Origin of the sequence: Pedobacter kyonggii, assembly GCF_004310665.1 — a bacterium.
Classification (GTDB): Bacteria; Bacteroidota; Bacteroidia; order Sphingobacteriales; family Sphingobacteriaceae; genus Pedobacter; species Pedobacter kyonggii.
This window is the reverse complement of record NZ_SIXF01000004.1, coordinates 13,076-34,208: the sequence shown is the minus strand read 5'-3', so window position 1 is coordinate 34,208 and position 21,133 is coordinate 13,076. Positions and strand designations below refer to the sequence as shown.

Annotated in this window: 21 protein-coding genes, 1 tRNA gene and 1 pseudogene; 8 read left to right on the top strand and 15 right to left on the bottom strand. The window is 37.1% G+C overall.

Features of this window, described 5'->3' with window-relative positions; genetic code table 11:
* Positions 1–348: 348 nt before the first annotated feature.
* The 9 genes and pseudogenes from EYS08_RS05885 to EYS08_RS05855 form a co-directional block, all read right to left on the bottom strand.
* Positions 349–1,074 carry a LytR/AlgR family response regulator transcription factor gene (locus tag EYS08_RS05885; protein ID WP_131029083.1) on the bottom strand — a complete coding sequence of 242 codons (726 nt, stop codon included), beginning with the start codon at positions 1,072–1,074 and terminating at the stop codon, positions 349–351.
* A gap of 60 nt (positions 1,075–1,134) precedes the next feature.
* Entirely contained in the window at positions 1,135–1,608 is a 474-nt protein-coding gene (locus EYS08_RS26610) for an outer membrane beta-barrel protein (protein ID WP_208745807.1), read from the bottom strand.
* A pseudogene (locus tag EYS08_RS26605) lies at positions 1,605–1,733 on the bottom strand (hypothetical protein); the annotation flags it as partial. The gene EYS08_RS26610 and the pseudogene EYS08_RS26605, both read right to left, overlap by 4 nt.
* 43 nt (positions 1,734–1,776) lie before the next feature.
* Positions 1,777–2,043 (bottom strand): TonB-dependent receptor domain-containing protein, encoded by a 267-nt coding sequence (locus EYS08_RS26000; RefSeq protein ID WP_208745794.1) that lies wholly within the window; start codon positions 2,041–2,043, stop codon positions 1,777–1,779.
* Positions 2,044–2,124: 81 nt separating this feature from the next.
* A tRNA-Leu gene (locus tag EYS08_RS05875) sits at positions 2,125–2,208 on the bottom strand.
* Between the two features lie 45 nt (positions 2,209–2,253).
* Positions 2,254–3,018, bottom strand: coding sequence for an MBL fold metallo-hydrolase (locus tag EYS08_RS05870; RefSeq protein WP_131029081.1), 765 nt, complete (start codon positions 3,016–3,018; stop codon positions 2,254–2,256).
* A 49-nt stretch (positions 3,019–3,067) separates the two neighbouring features.
* On the bottom strand, positions 3,068–3,340 hold the full coding sequence (locus tag EYS08_RS05865) for a hypothetical protein (protein ID WP_131029079.1): 273 nt from the start codon (positions 3,338–3,340) through the stop codon (positions 3,068–3,070).
* Positions 3,341–4,160: 820 nt separating this feature from the next.
* A complete protein-coding gene (locus EYS08_RS05860; protein ID WP_131029077.1) occupies positions 4,161–4,811 on the bottom strand; it encodes a LolA family protein in 651 nt (216 codons plus the stop codon).
* A gap of 61 nt (positions 4,812–4,872) precedes the next feature.
* Positions 4,873–7,464 (bottom strand): FtsK/SpoIIIE family DNA translocase, encoded by a 2,592-nt coding sequence (locus EYS08_RS05855; protein ID WP_131029075.1) that lies wholly within the window; start codon positions 7,462–7,464, stop codon positions 4,873–4,875.
* A 1,293-nt stretch (positions 7,465–8,757) separates the two neighbouring features.
* On the opposite strand from EYS08_RS05855, the gene EYS08_RS05850 reads away from it, so the two are divergent.
* From EYS08_RS05850 to EYS08_RS05825, 6 genes are all read left to right on the top strand, one after another.
* Positions 8,758–9,033 (top strand): helix-turn-helix domain-containing protein, encoded by a 276-nt coding sequence (locus EYS08_RS05850; protein WP_131029074.1) that lies wholly within the window; start codon positions 8,758–8,760, stop codon positions 9,031–9,033.
* Between the two features lie 2 nt (positions 9,034–9,035).
* Positions 9,036–9,257: a hypothetical protein gene (locus tag EYS08_RS05845; protein WP_131029072.1), complete on the top strand. Its 222-nt coding sequence runs from the start codon at positions 9,036–9,038 to the stop codon at positions 9,255–9,257.
* 230 nt (positions 9,258–9,487) lie between these two features.
* Positions 9,488–10,270 carry a hypothetical protein gene (locus EYS08_RS05840; RefSeq protein WP_131029070.1) on the top strand — a complete coding sequence of 261 codons (783 nt, stop codon included), beginning with the start codon at positions 9,488–9,490 and terminating at the stop codon, positions 10,268–10,270.
* Between the two features lie 130 nt (positions 10,271–10,400).
* On the top strand, positions 10,401–10,850 hold the full coding sequence (locus EYS08_RS05835; protein WP_131029068.1) for a hypothetical protein: 450 nt from the start codon (positions 10,401–10,403) through the stop codon (positions 10,848–10,850).
* A 1,130-nt stretch (positions 10,851–11,980) separates the two neighbouring features.
* Positions 11,981–12,313 carry an Arm DNA-binding domain-containing protein gene (locus EYS08_RS05830; protein ID WP_131029066.1) on the top strand — a complete coding sequence of 111 codons (333 nt, stop codon included), beginning with the start codon at positions 11,981–11,983 and terminating at the stop codon, positions 12,311–12,313.
* A gap of 462 nt (positions 12,314–12,775) precedes the next feature.
* Positions 12,776–13,432: an ankyrin repeat domain-containing protein gene (locus EYS08_RS05825; RefSeq protein ID WP_131029064.1), complete on the top strand. Its 657-nt coding sequence runs from the start codon at positions 12,776–12,778 to the stop codon at positions 13,430–13,432.
* Between the two features lie 75 nt (positions 13,433–13,507).
* Here EYS08_RS05825 and EYS08_RS05820 read toward each other — a convergent pair whose 3' ends face one another.
* From EYS08_RS05820 to pyrF, 5 genes are all read right to left on the bottom strand, one after another.
* Positions 13,508–13,726: a PspC domain-containing protein gene (locus EYS08_RS05820; protein WP_029277136.1), complete on the bottom strand. Its 219-nt coding sequence runs from the start codon at positions 13,724–13,726 to the stop codon at positions 13,508–13,510.
* A 134-nt stretch (positions 13,727–13,860) separates the two neighbouring features.
* Positions 13,861–14,076, bottom strand: a complete 216-nt coding sequence (locus EYS08_RS05815; RefSeq protein ID WP_029277138.1) for a hypothetical protein — start codon at positions 14,074–14,076, stop codon at positions 13,861–13,863.
* A gap of 52 nt (positions 14,077–14,128) precedes the next feature.
* Positions 14,129–15,412: a DUF2851 family protein gene (locus EYS08_RS05810; protein WP_131029062.1), complete on the bottom strand. Its 1,284-nt coding sequence runs from the start codon at positions 15,410–15,412 to the stop codon at positions 14,129–14,131.
* A 98-nt stretch (positions 15,413–15,510) separates the two neighbouring features.
* Positions 15,511–16,419, bottom strand: coding sequence for a DMT family transporter (locus EYS08_RS05805; RefSeq protein WP_131029060.1), 909 nt, complete (start codon positions 16,417–16,419; stop codon positions 15,511–15,513).
* A 141-nt stretch (positions 16,420–16,560) separates the two neighbouring features.
* On the bottom strand, positions 16,561–17,391 hold the full coding sequence (gene pyrF / locus EYS08_RS05800) for an orotidine-5'-phosphate decarboxylase (RefSeq protein WP_131029057.1): 831 nt from the start codon (positions 17,389–17,391) through the stop codon (positions 16,561–16,563).
* Between the two features lie 424 nt (positions 17,392–17,815).
* Here pyrF and rho point away from each other — a divergent pair, with 424 nt between their 5' ends.
* The gene (gene rho / locus EYS08_RS05795; RefSeq protein WP_131029055.1) at positions 17,816–19,552 is read left to right on the top strand and encodes a transcription termination factor Rho; all 1,737 of its coding nucleotides are present in this window, start codon (positions 17,816–17,818) and stop codon (positions 19,550–19,552) included.
* An 88-nt stretch (positions 19,553–19,640) separates the two neighbouring features.
* Entirely contained in the window at positions 19,641–20,333 is a 693-nt protein-coding gene (pssA, locus tag EYS08_RS05790) for a CDP-diacylglycerol--serine O-phosphatidyltransferase (protein WP_131029054.1), read from the top strand.
* 275 nt (positions 20,334–20,608) lie between these two features.
* Here pssA and folK read toward each other — a convergent pair whose 3' ends face one another.
* Entirely contained in the window at positions 20,609–21,115 is a 507-nt protein-coding gene (gene folK, locus EYS08_RS05785) for a 2-amino-4-hydroxy-6-hydroxymethyldihydropteridine diphosphokinase (RefSeq protein WP_131029052.1), read from the bottom strand.
* Positions 21,116–21,133 lie beyond the last annotated feature (18 nt).

Sequence of the window (21,133 nt, the reverse complement as noted above, 5' to 3'; positions counted from 1 at the left end):
CAATAGAAATTGGTAGCTGCCTGGGCTCCATTCTTTTCCGACAAAGGCAATATATTTAAAGCTTTTTGGGCCACTTCAAACGAAGCAGAATCTTGTTTATTTTTAAGTAAGCAATAGCTGAGGTAAAAATAAGCCCGACTAAGTATGGAGCTATCCGTTTGATTTTCTTTTATTAATTGTTGTAGTTGTGGTATTGCTTTTTTAGGCTGTTTACTTAGTTTTATCTGCTCAAATAAGCTATCCAGTAACTGGCTTTGATTTATTCGCGGTGAGGAAGGCTCCCCGCAGCTGATAAATAGGGTAATGATTAGCCAAATAGAGATTAGGTAGGAGACCTTCAAGGGTTTATTATGCATTATTAATTGTCATTTTTTGCATCAATAAATCTTTCTTACGGGTAGATACAGGCACTTGTATACCACCTTGTAAAAAAACAAAGCCATCATGATGGTATGAAATAATAAAGTTTAGACAAATCAGAAAAGATTTATGAATTCTCAGAAACAAACCTTCCGGCAACAAGGTTTCATATTCTTTGAGTGTTGTACTTGTTGTAATTTCTCTGCCATCAAATAAAAAGAAGGTAGTATAGCCACCATCTCCCTTACAATATAGAATATCGGAATGGCGCACAAAATACGTTTCATTAAGGGTTTTCAATACCAACATTGTCGATTGCTTATCGAAGAGGATTTCCTTTTGTACCGCATGCAAGACATTAGGTCGCAAGCTGGCTTTATCGAGGGCATCATACAATTCCTTTTCCTTTACGGGCTTCAATAGATAATCCAATGTCCCCGCCTTGATGGCACGTAGCGCATAATGCTCATAGGCAGTTACAAAAATTACCGAAAAAGGTGTTGAAGGAAGGTGTTCCAATATCTCAAAACTATGGCCATCAGAAAGTTCTATATCCATCAATATAATATCCGGAGCCGCAGATGGGATGAGTAGTAATGCTTCTTTTACCGAGCCGCAGGCCCCTACGATACCATCATGAGTCCGCGCACTAACTAATTGTATCAGTTCTTCCCGTATTTCTGCTTCGTCTTCGACGATAAAAATTTTAGCCATTTCGTGCAAAAAAAATAAAAATAGGCATTTATATACAAAGCTAACCTGCTTTGTTGTTAATTACTTTAGTAACAGAGGAATGTGTTTTAGGTGAGCCATCACCACAGAAAAATGACGGAGCCGTTTTTTATATACCCCCCTGCTGCAATTGACCCCATCAGGGCCGCTATTCAAAAAATAAAAAACCATTCGGGAAGCGCACTTGTAATACCTGGCTGCATTTGGACTATTAACTTGCGTTAGCAGGTAGTTTGTTCCGATTGTGGTAGTCTCAAATTTGCGGAGGTTAAACAAGTTGGCTACATCAAATATTAGCGTTGCTTTATCTTTTAAGAAAGTTTTGCTTACACCTAAATCTATGTTATGGGTGCTCGCTGTTTTGCTTTGCGCACCACTAAAATTGTATCTACCTTGGAAACTTAATTTTTTAGGTAATTTAACTTGGGTACTTAATCTACTCGTTATAATATTGCCCGAAAAATCGAAATCCTGATTAGCATAAAATCCTTTTTGTTTAAAATTGTAAACGTTTATTTCATGCTAAATTGTAAAAATTTGTATGGATTGTACAAAGCCGAAAGTTCTAAACCACCACGGGTTTCGCCATCGATATTAATTGGAGTGGTAATAAAAACTCCGCTGGTATTTCTAAAGGTATAATCTTGCGTAACGTCTTTATTGTTTTGGTAATATACGGATGGATTAAAAGTGAATTTGCCCCAGTTTTAAAAAACTTAATTCCATAACATCGGCATAAGATGGATTTAAATTAGGATTACCAACATATTGTGCATTAAAATCTGTTAACTCATTAAACGGATACAATGCAAATAGCGAAGGTCTATTGATACGTTTACTATAGCTTGCCTGTAAAGTTGCATTTAAATCTACTGGATAACTTAAGTTTATCGTCGGAAAAAACCTAGTATAATTTTTATCACTATCAAATGTGGCAGCTTTGTCTGCCAAACCTCATTTTTACTAAAGCACAAATCAATAGGAAATAAAAAAACCGGAGTCAAGATTTAAAAAACCTGATCTCCGGTGAAGTACCCAAGAGGAGATTCGAACTCCCACACCCATACAGGCGCCAGCCCCTCAAGCTGGTGCGTCTACCAATTTCGCCACCTGGGTTTGTGCTGCAAATATAATTTAATTTTGGATTTTGGAAACAATGATTTACAATTCAATTTTCAAACCATCGTAAGCCAATTGAATATGCTCAGGTAAATTCTTTTCTACATCGGCATGTTTACCCAGATTATGACTGATGTGCGTAAGATAAGTGGTTTCAGCATCTACCCTTTCGGCAAAGGCAATGGCCTCTCTTAAAGTAAAATGAGAAATATGTGGTTCCTTTTGCAAAGCATTCAACACCAATATTTTTGTTCCCTTTATTTTTTCAAAGCTTTGCTCCGATATCGTTTTAGCATCGGTAATGTAAGTAAAATCGCCAATTCTGTACCCTGTAATGGGCAACAAATGGTGCATCACTTCAAAAGGAATAATGGCACTTTCGCCAATTTTAAAATTTTCGCCATTGGTTACAGTGTGCAGATTAATCTGTGGCAAACCATGGTACTTAGTCTCGGCAAAAATATAATAGAACTCTCTTTTTAAAGCCGTTTGAACCCTGTCTGTTGCATAAACATCAATTACCTTATGCAACAGGTAATTAAACGGCCTGATATCATCTAAACCAGCAATGTGGTCTTTGTGTTCGTGGGTAAACAATACCGCATCAAGATCTTTTACTTTTTCGCGTAAAAGCTGGTAACGGAAATCAGGCCCACTATCTACCACAATGGTTTTATCAGTTGTTTCAATTAATATCGAAGTCCGTAAGCGGTTATCTCTTTTATCAGCAGATAAACAAACTTCGCAATTACAAGCAATTACAGGAACGCCTTGTGATGTACCAGTACCTAAAAAAGTAACCTTCATCTGCTTAAACTTTCCTTTCTATAGTTGTAATGTTGGAGTTGTATCTTCATTAAAATAATTCGGTTTGCTGTAAGGAAAGGTAGAATTGGCGCTGTTTTTCTTCTAACAGGTTTTCATCTGTATTGGTTTGCTTAACCAAAGTTACCAATGCAGCAATTTTTCCTTCGAGATTTGAAAATTTATTTACCACAATAACCTTATTATGCTCGAGCAGGCAAGAACCCGTTTTAAAGTTCCCTTTCTCATAACGAACCTTATAGCCCATAGCAAAAAGCAGGGTTTCTAATTTCTCTAAAGTATGGTTTGTTAGTGGCAATGACATTGGAAACAAACTTAGATAAATCTGCGCAGCATTCATAAACACATGATGAAAAATTTATCAACCACTATGTTCACTTTTAAAATATTTAGAAAATCAGGACTCTGGATCAATCGGTTGCGAAAGTCCTGCATCTGCTTTACTCATACTGAACAATGTCCTATCGCGTAAGACCTTATTGTTAGCCTGGATTTGTTTTTTAGTACATATTACTAAGGCGATCGTCATGCTGAACTTGTTTCAGCATCTTTCCTGCTATTAAATTTTCCTGATATTTAACAAAAAATAGTTTTAGGGCAAATGTTAATTTCCCGCTCTCTGCCGCGGGGGCAAGGTACTTTGGAGCGCCAAAGTACCCAAAGCGCTTTGTCAATCCAGCAATGAGCCTTTTGCACAATTCCATGCCCATCAAAAAAACAGCGGCACTTCGTTTTGTGTTCAATTCTTTTCAAAGCTTTGAATCATTGTTTATGAACACAAAACCACTGCGTTTCAGGTTTGTTAGTGCCGATTTACCCTTACTACACCTGTTTTTTTGATTTCCCCAGCTCTTGGGATTGACGGCGTTCTTCGGTAAAACCTGTGTGTTATTAAAGCAAGCTAGCGTGACACCTAAACTATGCTCAAAAAAGAAGTGCTCCACACAGCAGGACTTTAAATCGGGCCATAACGAATGGCTGAACTGCTGCAACTTAACAAAGCTTTTCAAAAAATCAGTAGTGCTCTACGATACACCTAAAAATCTGATTTCAATAAAACAAAAAAGGTTCAGCTGTTTCCAACTGAACCTCCAGGTTTCATCCCGCCTTGGCGGAAATAACAATTATCTTAAATCTACCACTTCAACACCAGGATATTTTTTGGCATCGAAAGCAAAAGTAGTTTCTGGTACATTTACATTTGGCGAAAAAGTTTTTACATTGTAAGTGTATTTGTTACCATTTTTATCGAACAATACCACGTTTGCAATTTGTTTAGCTGTTTTATCGATACTTAAACGTACTTTAAAAATCGATTTTTTAGCGTCAACAGGTGTTAAATCAATCATTTGGTAAGTTTTGGCACCAGCTTTTTGTTCGCCAGTATACACATATTTAAATCCTTTTTCGTAAACCGTAAAAATCTTAGCAGGATTAATGGCATCGCCGCTATTATCTACATTGCTCACTTGCACCTCTTTGTCTTTTTTCAAATAAGTCCATTGGCTTTTACCATCACTAAACAATTCTTGGTTGGTCATAGCCACTTTATACTTATTAGAATTGGCTTTAACATACAAGGTACCTTGCTGGGTTTCTTTTACTTTTGCTTTAGGATTATCCAAAGTGAAGCTAAAATCTGTTTTTACAATATTATACGATTTGTATTTTTTACTCACCTCAGCTAAAATGGCTTTAGCTTTCGCATCAGTTTGAGCATAAGTTGAAGTTGTAAAAGCAACTACAACCATTAATGCTGAAATTAATTTCTTCATCTTTTCTTTTTTAAATTTTTCCTTTGAAACGTTAGAGTAGATTTTTTGTTATTGGTTTAATCTAATCTTTGTCATTCATACTATTCAAGAACTGTTCCAAAGAATATTCATCCGGGTACAAGACTTCGCGCGCCTTACTTCCTTCAAAGGGACCAACAATTCCAGCTGCCTCTAATTGATCGATAATCCGGCCAGCCCTGTTGTAGCCTAATTTTAGTTTACGCTGTATTAATGAGGTAGAACCCTGCTGATGCATCACAATCAGTCTGGCCGCATCTTCAAAGAACTTATCCCGTTCATTAGGATCAAAATCGGCCTTACTGCCTTCACCTGCTTCATCTATATATTCTGGCAGTTGATAAGCATCGGCATAACCACGTTGGTTGCCAATATATTCAGAAATCCGGTCTACCTCAGGTGTATCAACGAAAGCACACTGTAGCCTGATTAAGTCGCTACCTGTAGATAAAAGCATATCACCACGGCCAATTAACTGATCGGCACCGCCACTATCCAAAATGGTTCTCGAATCGATTTTCGACAATACCCTAAAGGCTAACCTGGCTGGGAAGTTGGCTTTAATGGTACCTGTAATAATATTTACCGATGGACGCTGCGTAGCCAGAACCAGGTGGATACCGATTGCCCTGGCCAACTGTGCCAAACGTGCAATTGGTGCCTCCACCTCTTTACCGGCGGTCATCATTAAATCGGCAAACTCATCTACCACTAAAACAATGAAAGGTAAAAAGCGGTGGCCGTTATTTGGATTAAGCTTGCGTTTAACAAACTTATCGTTATATTCTTTTAAATTCCTTACTTGTGCATCTTTCAGTAAATCATAACGCTGATCCATTTCGATACAAAGTGAGTTCAACGTATTTACTACTTTTTTGGTATCGGTAATAATGGCATCGGCCTCTCCCGGTAGTTTGGCTAAAAAGTGTCTTTCAATTCTATTGAATAAAGTTAGCTCTACTTTTTTCGGATCGACCAGTACAAATTTAAGTTGTGCAGGGTGTTTTTTAAACAACAGCGAAACCAGAATGGCGTTAATACCAACCGATTTACCCTGGCCGGTTGCCCCTGCCACCAATAAGTGAGGCATTTTAGCCAAATCTGCTATAAAAACCTCATTGCTAATGGTTTTACCTAATGCAATAGGCAAATCCATAGTGGTTTGGCTCCATTTTTCGGTATTTAGAATGCTGCGCATCGGCACCATTTCTGGGTGTTGGTTAGGCACCTCGATACCAATTGTACCCTTGCCCGGCATTGGTGCGATAATACGGATACCTAAGGCTGCCAACGAAAGTGCAATATCATCCTCCAGGTTTTTAATCTTCGAAATCCTTACCCCAGGGGCCGGAATAATTTCGTAAAGGGTAACCGTTGGGCCAATGGTTGCCTTAATCTTATCAATTTCTATATTGTAATGATTAAGGGTTTCGACAATTTTATTTTTATTGGCTTCCAATTCTTCGGCATTTACCGAAATTTTGTTGGTGCCATAATTTTCGAGCAAATCAATTGTTGGGTATTTATAACCCGATAAATCTAGTTTTTCATCATAATTCCCAAACTGTTCAACCAAATCATCCGATTTTTTCTCTTCTTCAGTTTTTTCGATCGTAAAAGCAGGTTCCTTTTCGGTTTCAATTGGTGGTTCTACCGTTAATGGAAGTGTTGTTGCCGCAGCAGTAGCAAGAGGCAAATTGGTAGCCAACGGCGATAACACAATAGGCGCTACAGTTTCTTCCTCTTCTTTTTCTTCGAAACGGCTTGGCTGTAATACCACATTTTGTTGTTTACGTTCGTTACTTACTGGCTTATCACGTACCGGAAATTCAATGGGCGCAGAGGGTTCTTCGAAAGTTTTATTCTTTACTGCCTGCTCTCTAATATCATTTACATAATCTGGCGTTTCGTTGTCCAGGTAAACCTCTTTCTCTTTACGCTCCGGAAATTTAAAATCGATATTATATGCGATGATTAAAATGGTTAAACCAGCAAAAGCAATTAGTCCCGCCACCCCAGCTGCGCCAATTTGGGCTCCTAATAATTTATTGCTCCAATAACCAAACTCACCTTCTAAATAATGTGGTGATTCTGACCAGAAACTATGTGCAAAACCTAAGGTTAAGGATATAAACAGTAAAAAGAAAAAGCTATAACCTAATGTTTTCGAGATTGAAAGGATTTTAACTTTGAATAATAAGCGGTAGCCGATAATAAAAAAGGCCAAAACGAACAAGAAAGATGCAATACCGAACCATTCGTAAATAAACTGGTGCGATAACAAAGCGCCAAACTTACCTAACCAGTTTTGAACTACGGGTATAGAAACACCGGCTTCTTTTAGTTCTTCTGTTGTTTTAAAAAGATTGCCCCAACCACCATTTGCATCGATTACATAACTCTGGTCATCTTGCCAGGTAAATAAATACGAAGTAAAAGCAATTAAAAAGTAAAGTGACAATATCACAAAAAACAGACCTACAATTTTAACTGCACGGCCATCTGCCAAATCGAAACTTGGCAAAAAATCTCTTTTTTCTTTCGGCTGCCGACCTGATGATGATCTGCCAGGTGCACTTTCTGCACCTTTATCTCTGAATGTATTGGTTTTAAACTGGTTACCCCTTACCGACATTTTCTATCCTAAATAATTTAATATTGAACAAACTTAGATAAAACTGCGCAGCATTAACGAAAGCCTAACAAAAAAAATAATCACAAATTGTAAGCATTGCTGTTAGGACTTTTATTATACCACTCACTATTTTCAAAAGGAGCTAAATTTGCACCTCTATCTATTGGTTTTATAATCTGCCTTAAATTAAATAAAAATATTCATCGGGCATTAAACCTTAAACAGAAATTATTGTCTATTATTTTAACAACACACAAGTTGTTACGTTTTTGTCAAATGAAACGGATTTTGTTTTAGGTTTTATCCCGTTTTACCTGGAGAGGTAAAACGGGATTTTTATTTATAAACCTTATAACCTCAGCCTGATTAATTTCCATTCGTAGCGACCATTTTTAGCCTCTTTCTCCTAACACGACTGCCATGCTGAACTTGTTTTATTATTATTTGAAAAGCAGGGTTCTGTGCACTTCGGTTGCAACCGTCCTGCTATCACTTCAAGGCCTCACTCATTCTTCGTTCCGGGCTTTTCGTTCTATCAGGTTTATTTAACCTGAGTCTGTAGTTCTTAAGGCTTAAATCTAATGGTTGCTAAGACAGTGGGTTTGCGTTAGGGATTGTAAGGGTTCAGTACCGATCCTTCATCGGTACCGGAGCGAAGCGCAGCCCTGCAAAGCCCGACCCTTTCCCGTTTTTCACGGGATTGGGTAACGCCCAAATGAGTTAACAGCTTTCAGTTGGCAATTTTCAACTGGTGGCTCGTATCTGTCCGTAGAGTTCCGAAGGGCTCTACGGATTAATAATAGAAAAGAGTCTGTGACTCGTTTTAATTGAGTTTATAAACTCAATTTTATTCTTATATCCATAGAGACGCTATGCTTAACGCTACGGACAGAGCGGTTTATCCCGTTTTGCCTGGAGAGATTAAACGGTTTTTTTTTCGCAAGACCTCATAGGTTTAACTCGTCGTTTAATTTATTTTTAAAGGTCTCGTTGAGGGCTGAAGCCGTTTAAAAACCTATGAGGTCTGAAATACTGGTTTATTTAACCTGAGTCTGTAGTTCTGGGGCTTGCGAGACCTCGCAGGTTTCAGAAACCTGCGAGGCTGATTTTTCTTCAGATTTTATCATTCTGAAAATCAACACATTACAGATTTGTATTTTAGAATTAAAAATTGCTGTTAAAGCATTGTTAACGGTATGTGTAGCACTTCCATTGCATACCTAAATACAAGTATTTTCAAGCTTAAAACCTAAATAAACCGCATTTTTATTTAGAAAATTCTTATCTTCCAAAATGGAAGTAATCTGCTTTGAAGACCGAGCGTTTTACGCAATGGTTGATAAACTGGAAGCATATATTGATAGCAAAAAACCGCAACAGCCCAACGCCGATAAATGGATATCAGGCGAGGAAGCAATGCGCATGCTGCGCATTAGCAGTAAAACGACTTTGCAGAAATTTCGCGATGAGGGAAAAATCCGTTACAGCCAGCCGGAGAAAAAAATCATCCTGTACGATGCTGACAGTATTCGCGACTTTATCGAAGATTTTACTTACGAAACTTTTTAATCATGCAAAAAGAACAAGACCCGTCACCGGAATATATCAAAGACTTTAATCAAATGTATAAGCTAAAACAGGAAATGCCCGATGCGGCACAGCAGATATTATCTGCTAAAGCTGATGGTGACCGCTTTAATGGTATGCGAGCAGGCGCAAAACAATTTGAATTGGAGCGTATCCGTGAAGTATCACAAAAAGGTCGCAATCAATCACACGAGTTAGACAGATAGGGCTTGCTTACATTATTAGTATATTGATTGTCAGATATTTATTAGAAATAATCATACCCTTTGCTCTTATTTTCATCTATTTATTTATCCCGAACTCACGTTAATGTAACTTCTTTTTATGGATTTAGGTCAAAAACAATTAATATTGATCAAAATCAGACTATTATTTTTGTAAACTTATACACAACTTTAATTATCAACTTAATCATACAAGCAAATCTAAACGCTCAATGCTTTATCATCTCTCATTAAAAATCAAAATAACATTTGTTATTATATCTCTCTTTTTATCAATACGTACACACGGACAGGAGAAAAAGGATTTAGGCATTGGAACATTTACATTTCAATGGTCTCATTACCCAAATCGTGTGTTTTCAGATGATAGCACACGTCATATCTTAGCCAAGCGTGTCTATTATATCAAGCATACAAAAGTAATTATGAAGACAATTGGTCCTTCTGAAGAGCTGAAAAAAGATACTGTCCAAATAATTTCAGAAGAAAATGACCTGTCAGTTAAGTCCAAGGTAGTAGCGAAAGCAATTTATCCTACTTATCTGGCTGACTATAACAGCCAGAAATACTTTATGTATTTTGAAAACACAAAAAAGTTATTTTACTTTCAAGATTCCTTAAAAAAACATCCTGAAGACCTTTATAATCCTAAAGTCAACAATCCTGAAAGACCAAAAATTATCAATATTAGTGGTAGCGATATCACTATTGCTGGTAAGCATTGCTTGGCCGCTTTTGCCATTAGAGGTAACGATACAACTAAATTTTACTATACGAAAGAGAAACTCAAATTTGTATCTCCTCTTAATACGATACCTGGCGTAGAAAATCCGATTCTGGGTATTCAAACCTTGCAAAAAGATGGAAATGCCTTTGGTCTTTTTATTATCAATATAAAAGATGAGGAATTGCCCGATGATATATTTACGATTCCTACAACGGCCAGATTTAAAACATGGGATGAAATTATAACCCTGGGCAAAACTCCGAATTAATAGTTCAGACATATCTGATATCTGCAAATTTTTTGCTACAGTATTAGTAAAAGCCTCAATTCTAAAAAATTCCTTTTGTGATTAAAGTATAACATCGCAGTTAAGCATGATAAATGTAAAAACCAAAAACATGAAAACAAACAAAAAATTCTTAATTAATCTCTTATCAACCATTTTTCTCATTACAGTATTAGTATCATGCAGTAAAGAGAAAATTGACATCAAAGCAACATCGGACAATAAATTATCCGAGCAGCTCTACAAACAGAAGCTGCAAGCGCTATCAGCAAGTAATAGCTCAAAAGCACAAGAACTAGGTATTAAATTTGATCTTGCAAAAGATACAATACATCAAAGTTTCAAATCTTACCAACAGGCTTACGAATTCATTGCTGCACTAAAAAAAGGTACGCGTTCAAACCGAACTGATACGGTGCTTGTTAAAAAATCTCTAAATAAAACCATGTCAAGTCTTGTAGCGACCAATGGTGTGGATAATGTTTCATATAACGTTAATTGCTCGAATGTAGCATCAATCAGCGGAACCCTCGGATCAAGCATCATACGGGAACTTGGGTAGTGAGCGGTAGTCTTGGATATTCTTATACCCAAAATAGCTCAGCATCACCTAAAGTATATAAAACTGTTATGCCCACTGGAACTTCTCTTTCTGATCCTTTTATGGCATATTCAGGAATAGGCTCTTTGACGGCATCAGGTGGCGCATGGAGTGGTTCCGCTGCCTCTTATAATATGAACAGAAATGCTCAGATAACGTGGTCAGTTACGGTTGATGGCTTTACGACCAACGGGTCGACAGCCTTATTAGTTACTTTCACTTCGAATCTTTCCTGGACACCAACACCACAAACTGTTTACGTCACTCACTCAATGACTGCTCAGGCTTATTAATAAACGCTATTTTTTCTGCAACTGCGATGTTATCTTATGATCTTATTATTAATAATTGCTGCAAGAATTAAGATATAGGAGATAAAAATTTAATGCTATAGCTTTAAATTAAAAGCTATAGCTTACAACATCCTATCCGATTACTAAATCCAAGGCATCATACACTTTTTTTCTTTGAAAAATTAGATTGGTATATCATTGTTGTCTGAATATTCAGAACGGCAAAACTTTCTTCATTTTCGTATACAGATTCTATCAGCCAAAGCAGAGGGTGACCGTTTCAAAAGCATGCAAGCCGGAGCAAAACAATACAAACCGGAACGCATCCGATAGATAAAGAATTATCAACCAGCAGTATGCATACTACCTTCTTATATAAAGCATAATAACTAATTATTTAGTTATTATGCTTTATATTGCATTATTTGCTGCTCGGGGTGAGGTCCATCCGCAGAGCCTAATCTTAAAATTTCATTGCATAGGATTAAAAGTGTTGTATAATAATGGGAGCCAAATTTAATGGCTTTTCAAATAAGATAGTTTTTTAAAAGGGTTAGAAGAATCGATGGTTTCCTACAGGGGTCGCCAATTCAACATTTCCCTACATCTTGCGAAATACAAAAACACTGTTTTTGTAAGCACTTTATTCCACTTGACAGATAGGAAAATATACCTATACTGCCTTAAATGCTCCCAAATTGGGGGAATTTTTGGGGAGCCAAACGCCAGGCAGAAAATTTGGCTCCCCATTTTTTACTTCACACAAAATCTCAACTATTCAAGAAAAGGACATGAAAAATGCCCCTAACCGATTTGCAATGCCTGAATGCAAAACCACACACCAATAAATACAAGCGCACCGATGATCAAGGGTTATTTCTTGTTATCATGCCCAACGGAAAGCGCTACTGGCGCTATAAATACCGGATACACGGCATTGAACGAGGGATCTCATTTGGTCAATATCCAATCATTACATTAGCAGAAGCCCGTGAAAAGCGGTTTGAAACACAAAAACTGATAGCCAAGGGTATCGATACGCTTCTAGTACGTGCGGAAGAAAAACAATTGGCCAAATACAATGCTGAAATCATATCTGTCCGTAGAGTTCCGAAGGGCTCTACGGATTAATAATAGAAAAGAGTCTGTGACTCGTTTTAATTGAGTTTATAAACTCAATTTTATTCTTATATCCATAGAGACGCTATGCTTAACGCTACGGACAGAGCGGGATACCTCGTTTCCGGGCTTTTCGTTCTATCAGGTTTATTTAACTTGCGTCTATCGTTCTTAGGACTTAAAACTAACTGCTGATTAAAACAGTGGGGTTTGCGTTAGGGATTGTAAGGGTTCAGTACCGATTCTTCATCGGTACCGGAGCGAAGCGCAGCCCTGCAAAGCCCGACCCTTTCCCGTTTTTCACGGGATTGGGTAATGCCCACATTAATAATAGTCGCAATTTAGCTAACGGCCCATACAAAGAACTTACAGGTTTTGATTTTTGCTAATTTGCCTTACACTATATATATTTAGGCATTAAAGTTTACAATTTCTTAATTTTTGTTAATTTAAAGCGATTTTTGAAACAATATTATGGGCATAGCGCAACTCGAAGAGCAAATTGAGGCTGGAAATTTACAAGCAGTAAAAGAAATTTTGGTTGAAAATCCAAAATTGGCAAATATTGATACTTCTCATCACATTTCGCCATTGTTATTGGCCTGTTATTATAAAAAACAGGAAATCGCTGATTTAATTGCTGAATTTGTAGATGACCTAACCTTGTTCGAAGCTTGTGCAGTGGGCAAATTTGATGCGGCATCGCAATTAATATTTCAAAGGCCTAATAGTATTAATGAATTTTCGGAAGATGGATTTACACCACTAGGTTTAGCCTGTTATTTCGGACATGAAGATCTTGCCCGTTTTTTAGTTTTAAAAGGTGCGGATGTTAACCTGCCATCGAAAAATGGGTTTAATGTATTCCCTATCCATTCGGCAGTTGCCGCTAATAATTTCAATATTACTAAAATGCTGTTAGATGCCGGTGCCTATCCGAATGTTTGTCAGAAAGCAGGATTAGCCCCCTTACATACCGCTGCACAATTAGGAAATATAGAGTTGATTATTTTATTGTTAGAACACGGAGCAGAAGTTTCTTTACGCATGGAAGGTGGAAAACTCCCCGCTGATCTAGCCGCCGAAAAAGGTTTTAACGAAATTGCAGAGATTTTAAGAGACGATGATTAGTTCAGTTTGTAGCTCACAATTTTCAGTTGAGTTAATTAAATACTGCCAACTGAATACTGCCAATTGAAAACTGAACTATTCCCATATCCGGAGCCGCATTCTTTTCATATACGTTCTGATATCGAGCACAACAGCTGCTAAAAAATAGAACAATATTGGAAAACCTACCGCTAAAAACGACGAATAAATAAAAAATAAACGGACTTTCGCCGTGCTCATGTTCAACTTGTTAGCCAAATAAGTAGAAACACCAAAACTCTGTTGTTCAAAATAGGTTATAATTCTTTGGAACATTTTAAGCTTATTTTAAAAATCTTAATAACAATACCACAAGATAAAATCATTGGAAACCGAAATCATAATTTGATTTCCAAAATCTAATTTAGCTATAATAATCGGTTAAATTTCAATAGCATATCCGATCCCAATTATTCCAAAACCAATTTTTCGAAATCCTGTTTATCTTCGTGTTTAATAAAAAGCGTTTGTTGTTCTTCCAGTCCTGAAAACTTTTTGATCAGTTCTGCCTTAAATTTATGGATATCGACATCTTTATTTAAAATAACAGTTAAGGCATCGGCATTACCCCTAACCTCAATAATCTGATTGGGATATAGTTCTTTTAGCTCGTGTGGAAATTCCATAATTTAAAAACAGATTATAGTGTAGAAAGTTTTGTTTGAAATAAGCATCTGGTTAGGCCTGCTTTAAAATTTTAATTCCAATACCACAATATAGACATTTTTTCTCATCGCAGTATTGCTTTTTCAGCTGCAAAATTCCTTGCGAAGCAAATGCATGATCCATCTTCACTCCTGCCCCGGTAAATTTATCTGTAATGGCATTTTGCTCAGCTGGCAAACGCTCCAACAATTTTATCGCCCTGCTAATGTAATATTGTGTGCCTGTGTGTTTACCATACGCAAATAAAAACAGAGCAACCGTATTTAACAAAACATTATCAACGGATGTTTTCCCAATTTGTGTATTTACACCAGAAGTTTCTTTTTTAAAATGATAATGTGTTTTCCAGTAATCGTTTACCGGTAGGTTTTCAAACAAAGCATGTAATTGAGCTATATCTTTGATTTCCATAATTTTAGAAAAAAGATGGTTGGCTTTTACAATTAACGCTGCAAATTGCGCCAACCTGATCGTAGGAAAGTTTTGCGGCCTCATCCGCATAAATTTCCACATCGAAACCTCTATAGGGTTAATATTGTATTTCTTTCGAAGAAACTGGAATTCGGCCTTTAGCTTTTTTGGGTACTCCTCTTCAAACTGATCATTTAAAAAACCAGCGGCACCAAAAACCAGTGCTTCAATTTGGTTTGGGTTATTTTTATGCTTGGCGTAAATATGCTGCGAAACGGCTTTGGCAAACAACTCAAAAGGCAGGGCATTTATTTTGAATCCAAAATTACGCGCCAGGAAACGGTAGAAAGTCTCATCCCAATTCCCATTTAATTCGTTTAAGGTTTCTGTAACAGCATTCGTTTTTTCCTCGAAACGCTCTATTAAGGTTCTTGATAAAAAAGAATCGACAATTAATTGATCTACTGTTCCAATTTGTGCAATGCAAGGAAAATCAGTTAATGTGAGAAATAGGTTTTCGTATTTTTTGATAAGATCGGTAGAGATACGGTGTTTTAATTCCAAAACGGGCAAAACCGTATTGTCTATTCTTTTTATTTCTGCATCATGCTCATAAACAACGTGTAAGACTACATTTTCGTAGGCGGAATTAATCTGATGACTGTGCTTTAACCAATCTGACGACCGGAGATGAATTTCTACATTACCAGCCCATGTGGTATTGTCAATTTCGATTTTCGCGTTAAAAAAATCCGGGCCGGCATTTTTGTTTAGCAAGCCTGGATTTATAATTTTCAAGTTTTCTCCAGCGATAGTTTGCAGTCCGCTATAATCAAACGACCTGAATTGCCATACATAATGAAGAAAATCTTCTGGAAAATTCATTCTTCAAGGTAATGAATTATTCTGAAAAGTTATAAACAATTACATATTTTGTCGCCCAAAATTTATACTATAGTCTTAATTACAATACAGCCCTAAGATTAAGTCACTTTAACTTCAGCCTTCTTTTTATAATTGGTAATAAAAACCCCTGCGATAATTAAAACGGTTGCAACTACTAAGTCTATACCCACCTTTTCATTTAAAATTAACCAACCTAAAAATACGGCAATAATGGTGTTGAAGTAAGTTAAGATAGAAACTTCGGATGCCGAAACCTTTTTTAGGGCATAATGATAACAGAAATAACCCAAAACAGACCCGAACACAGCCAAATAAACTGTGGCAAATATGCTTTCTGTTTTCCAGGAATTCACATCAGCCTTGCCAGAAAACACCATTGCTAGACCCAACTGAATAATGGCCGAAAACACAAACTGGTAAAATAGATTTAAGAAAATATATTGAGGTTTACCGCTATGTTTCTTCGAATAAATGGTGCCGATTGTCCAACCTGAAACCGCAATTACCAATGATAAAATCCCATTTCGGTAACCTGGTTCAAGCAAATCATTCAAACCATCTCTAAAAATAAAAATAATACCTAAAAACCCGATAAAAACGCCAATAAATCCCTTTAAGCTTGCCTTCTGAATCCCTAGAAATACACAGCCGAGAAACACGAGCAATGGAGAAGTGGCATTAATTAAGGAGGCCAATCCACTTGGAATAGTCTTTTCGGCAACGGTTGTCATGCCGTTGGCAATTACCACCATTAAAATAGACAATAAGATCTGTCGTTTAAAGCTCGGCCATCCAATCCATTTTAATTCCTGCTGTTTAATTAACAGAACCAATATAATTATCGAAGCAACCGATTGACGAATGGCTGTTACATACCAGGCCGGAATACTTTCTACAGCCACCCGTATTCCCAAATATGTTGTGCCCCATATCAAGGCCACACCAAATAGGGCGAGTATGAGTTTAAGATCTATTTTTGATTTCATGAGCATTTTTTAACCACAAAGATTTTAACCGCAAAGAACACCAAGTTCCGCGCAAAGGGCACAAAGTTTTAAACCAAGTGACATTCATTTGAAAACAGGTAACTTCCTTTGGGGCCTTAGTGGAAAACAAAAAATATTTACCTAAACAAGATCAGCCTTAACTAAGATCTGCTCCATTTCTTTTTGAAGTTTCGACGCTTCTTCCCTGGCCTTTTCTGCAAAATCTTCTCCCTGGCTGGCATAGATAATGCCTCTCGAAGAATTAATCAGCAAACCGCATTGTGAATTTAGGCCATACCTGCACACTTCATTTAAATCTCCTCCCTGTGCGCCAACACCTGGCACTAAAAGAAAGTGATTCGGCGCTAATTTACGTACATCACCAAAAGCTGCGCCACGGGTTGCGCCTACCACATACATCATCTGTTCATCCGTAGCCCAGGTTTGCGATGTTTTAAGCACTTTTTCGAAAAGTTTATCTTCGCCAATTTCCTGCAATTGAAAATCGGCATGACCAGCATTCGAGGTTAAAGCCAAAAGAATTACCCATTTATCTTTAAAAGTTAAAAACGGTGTTACCGAATCGCTCCCCATATAAGGTGCAACAGTAACCGAATCGAAACTCATATCTGATGATGCGGCATTGAAAAACGTTTCGGCATACATGGCAGAAGTATTGCCAATATCGCCACGTTTTGCATCGGCAATAGAAAAAATGTTCTGAGGAATATATTTCCAGGTTTCGATCAAAGTTTCCCATCCCTTCTTTCCATAACACTCGTAAAAAGCAGTATTGGGTTTATAAGCTACACATAAATCTTTTGTGGCATCAATAATCTGTTTATTGAATTCCAGAATAGGATTTTCATACTTCAATAAGTGTTTTGGTATCTTATCTAACGAAGAATCTAATCCGACACATAAAAATGAACGTTTTTTTTGTATCTGCTCGAAAAGTTGTTGCTTTGTCATATATGGGCTTATTTGCTGCAAATATGAAGATTTTTAAGTTTTCTGAGCGACAAAATAATGCTCACATTAATTATTTTTATAAACATTTTAAACTTTTGCTTGCAGATTACGTTTCAAATACATACAATTGCAACATAATTTCTCAACCGTTTATCTGAATATCCCAGAAAAATTTATCAAGACTTGTTTTTTGTTACCATTTTTTGAAAGCACATTTTGCTTTTTATTCAGCTTGTAAACAATTATGAAACAATTTGAGCATTTTCCATAATGAACTCATTTAATGTTTTATAGCCTTAAGAATTTATACACAATGAAAAGCCAGGCCTACACTAACACAAATATATTTAAGCCTGTGTAGATTTATAACAGAAAACATCCGTTATAAACAAATGAAAAATTTCTTGAAACATATATATTTAGAATGTTTAGTAAAACAGAATTAAATGATAAGCTCACAACAGAATTACGTGAGCTAGCAAAAAGCTATGGCATTGAAGGTGCCGACTCCCTAAGAAAAATCGACCTTGTTGAAGTACTTTTACACCAACAAGAAATTATAAATGCTGCTAAAGCCGGTGCAGACCCTTATAGCGAAATCGAACCTATTGCAGCTACTCCTGCACCTAAAACCAAAGCTGCAAAAGCACCAAAAGTTGCCACAGCTGCTGCAGCCGCTTCTACAGTGGTAGCTGAAAAACCAGCTACTACAGCCGACAAGCCTGTTAAAAAAAGAGCAAGGTTAACGAAAGATGAGCCTGCAGCACCAATTGAAAGAAGAAGAGATGCTGTAACGTTATTTGACGAGCCTCAACACCATCAACAGCCAGAAAGACAACCGGACAGAATTATTGAATCTGAAGAAAGTGTAAAACCAATCTCAGCTTTAATAGAAGAAAGTGCAGAAGTACTTCCGGCAGCTCCGAAACAAAAACAAGAGCCTAAAGAAAAGCAGGAAAAACCACAGCGTGACGAAAACCGCCAGCAAAAACAACCAGGCGGTGGCAATCACCACAAAAACGAAAACAGTTACTCCAACTTAGATTTCGATAACGTAATTACAAATGAGGGTGTTTTAGAAATTATGCCTGATGGTTACGGTTTCTTGCGCTCTGCAGATTACAACTATTTAACTTCTCCTGATGATATTTATGTATCGCAGTCTCAGATAAAACTTTTTGGTTTAAAAACCGGTGATACTGTAAAAGGTAGTATCCGTCCGCCAAAAGAAGGCGAAAAATATTTCCCACTGGTTCGTGTAGAAACCATTAACGGCAGAATTCCTGCTGAGGTTCGCGACCGTGTTCCTTTCGATTATCTGACTCCACTTTTTCCAACAGAAAAATTAAATTTATTTACGGACAACAGCAACTACTCTACCCGTATTATGGATTTATTTACACCAATTGGTAAAGGGCAGCGTGGTTTAATTGTAGCTCAACCAAAAACAGGTAAAACAAACCTGCTTAAAGAGGTTGCGAACGCAATTGCTAAAAACCACCCTGAAGTTTATTTAATTATCTTATTAATTGATGAGCGCCCGGAAGAGGTTACCGATATGGCCCGTAGTGTAAGAGCAGAGGTAATTGCCTCTACTTTTGATGAACCGGCCGAGCGCCATGTTAAAATTGCCAATATTGTTTTAGAGAAATCGAAACGTTTGGTAGAAAGCGGACATGATGTGGTAATCCTTTTAGATTCGATTACACGTTTGGCCAGAGCTTATAATACAACAGCACCGGCATCAGGTAAGATATTATCAGGTGGTGTTGATGCAAACGCACTACATAAGCCAAAACGTTTCTTCGGTGCGGCACGTAACATCGAAAATGGTGGTTCTTTAACCATTTTAGCTACCGCGTTAACCGATACAGGTTCTAAAATGGATGAAGTTATCTTCGAAGAATTTAAAGGTACAGGTAACATGGAGTTACAATTAGACCGTAAATTATCTAACAAACGTATCTTCCCTGCAATTGATATTACGGCTTCAAGTACCCGTCGCGATGATTTATTATTAGATAGAGATATTTTGCAACGTGTATGGATTTTACGTAACCACCTTGCTGATATGAATAGTCAAGAGGCGATGGAATTTGTTCAATCTCAAATAAAAGGAACAAAAAGTAACGAAGAGTTCTTAATTTCGATGAACAGCTAGTTTAAGGCTGGAAGGCAAAAGGTGTAAGGCTTAAGGTCCCTATTTGGATGCCTAAACCTTACACCTTAAACCTTATACCCTATACCTCATGAAAAAGCATCTCCCTAATGCGATTACCTGTGCAAACCTTTTTTCAGGTTGTATCGGAATCGTTTTTGCATTTAAAGGCAATCTAGAAACCGCAGCCTATTTTGTTATTTTCTCTGGAATTTTCGATTTTTTTGACGGTATGGTTGCGCGTTTATTAAATGTAAAATCGGCAATTGGAAAAGATCTTGATTCTTTGGCAGATATGGTAAGTTTTGGGTTCTTACCGGGAGTAATCATGTTTCACTTATTAAAGGCAAGCGATTATTCATCTGAATACCTTCCTTATCTTGGATTTATCATTACTATTTTTTCGGCACTTAGACTGGCCAAATTTAACAACGATACAAGGCAAACAGAAGATTTTATTGGTTTGAATACGCCTATGAATACTTTGTTTATCTGTTCTCTGCCTTTTATTGCCAACGATTATCCACAGATTATTGCTTCCAGCATTTTATTGATTGCCATTACAGCAATTACAAGTTTTTTACTGGTGAGCGAAATCAAAATATTCTCTTTAAAATTCAGCGATTTAAGCTGGGCGAAAAATAAAATCAAATTTATCTTCCTCATCCTATCGGCTATATTAATTGCTTTTCTAAAATTTGCAGCAATTCCTTTTGTACTGGTACTGTATATTGCTTTATCGGTATTGCATTTTAGGGGTGCAACTCCAAATAAGTTACCTTAAGGGATATAATATATTGTATGGAATCGTCATTCCCAACTTGATTGGGAATCGTAATGCAATAAGCTTTAAGATTCCCGCCTGCGCGGGAATGACGACCATCCTATTGAAGGCTGTCAATGGTAGAGTAGTCTAAGGGCATCTGTCTTTAGATTCATAAATCGCTGAAAGTCTTTGACTACACTCTGACTGACAACTAATTAACTTAACAGCCTTGATAAGGCAAGGAAAATTCACAGCACCTTGGTCGCCCCTGCAGACATTAGAAACTTGATATATTAAAGTTTTTTAACCTCAAGCGGATCTGTAATATTTCTGCAAATATCAAGCATCGTTTCGCCCAACAGTGGATGTATCACCCCTGGTGCAATCTCAGCCAAAGGCTCCATTACAAATTTTCTATCCTGCATATGGGGGTGAGGTACCTGAAGTTTATCCGGAATATTGATAATTTCATCTCCAAAAAGGATCAGATCGATATCAATTAACCGTTCTCCCCATTTATCTTTTCTTACCCTGCCCAGTTCCTGTTCGATACTTAATGCACAGTCTAAAACTTCAAGTGCCGTTAAACGGGTTTGTAAACTTACAGCTTGATTTAAAAAAGCAGGTTGGTCGGTTTTTCCCCACGCAGCGGTTTCATAAAGAGATGAGATGGCTATCACATTACCAATTTTATTGTTCAATAGTTCGATGGCTTTTTTCAAATTCCCCTCCCTATCGCCTAAATTTCCACCCAGTAACAAATAAGCCGTGCTGCACTCTAAAGCTTTATTAAGCATCATGTATTTTTATATCTTTAC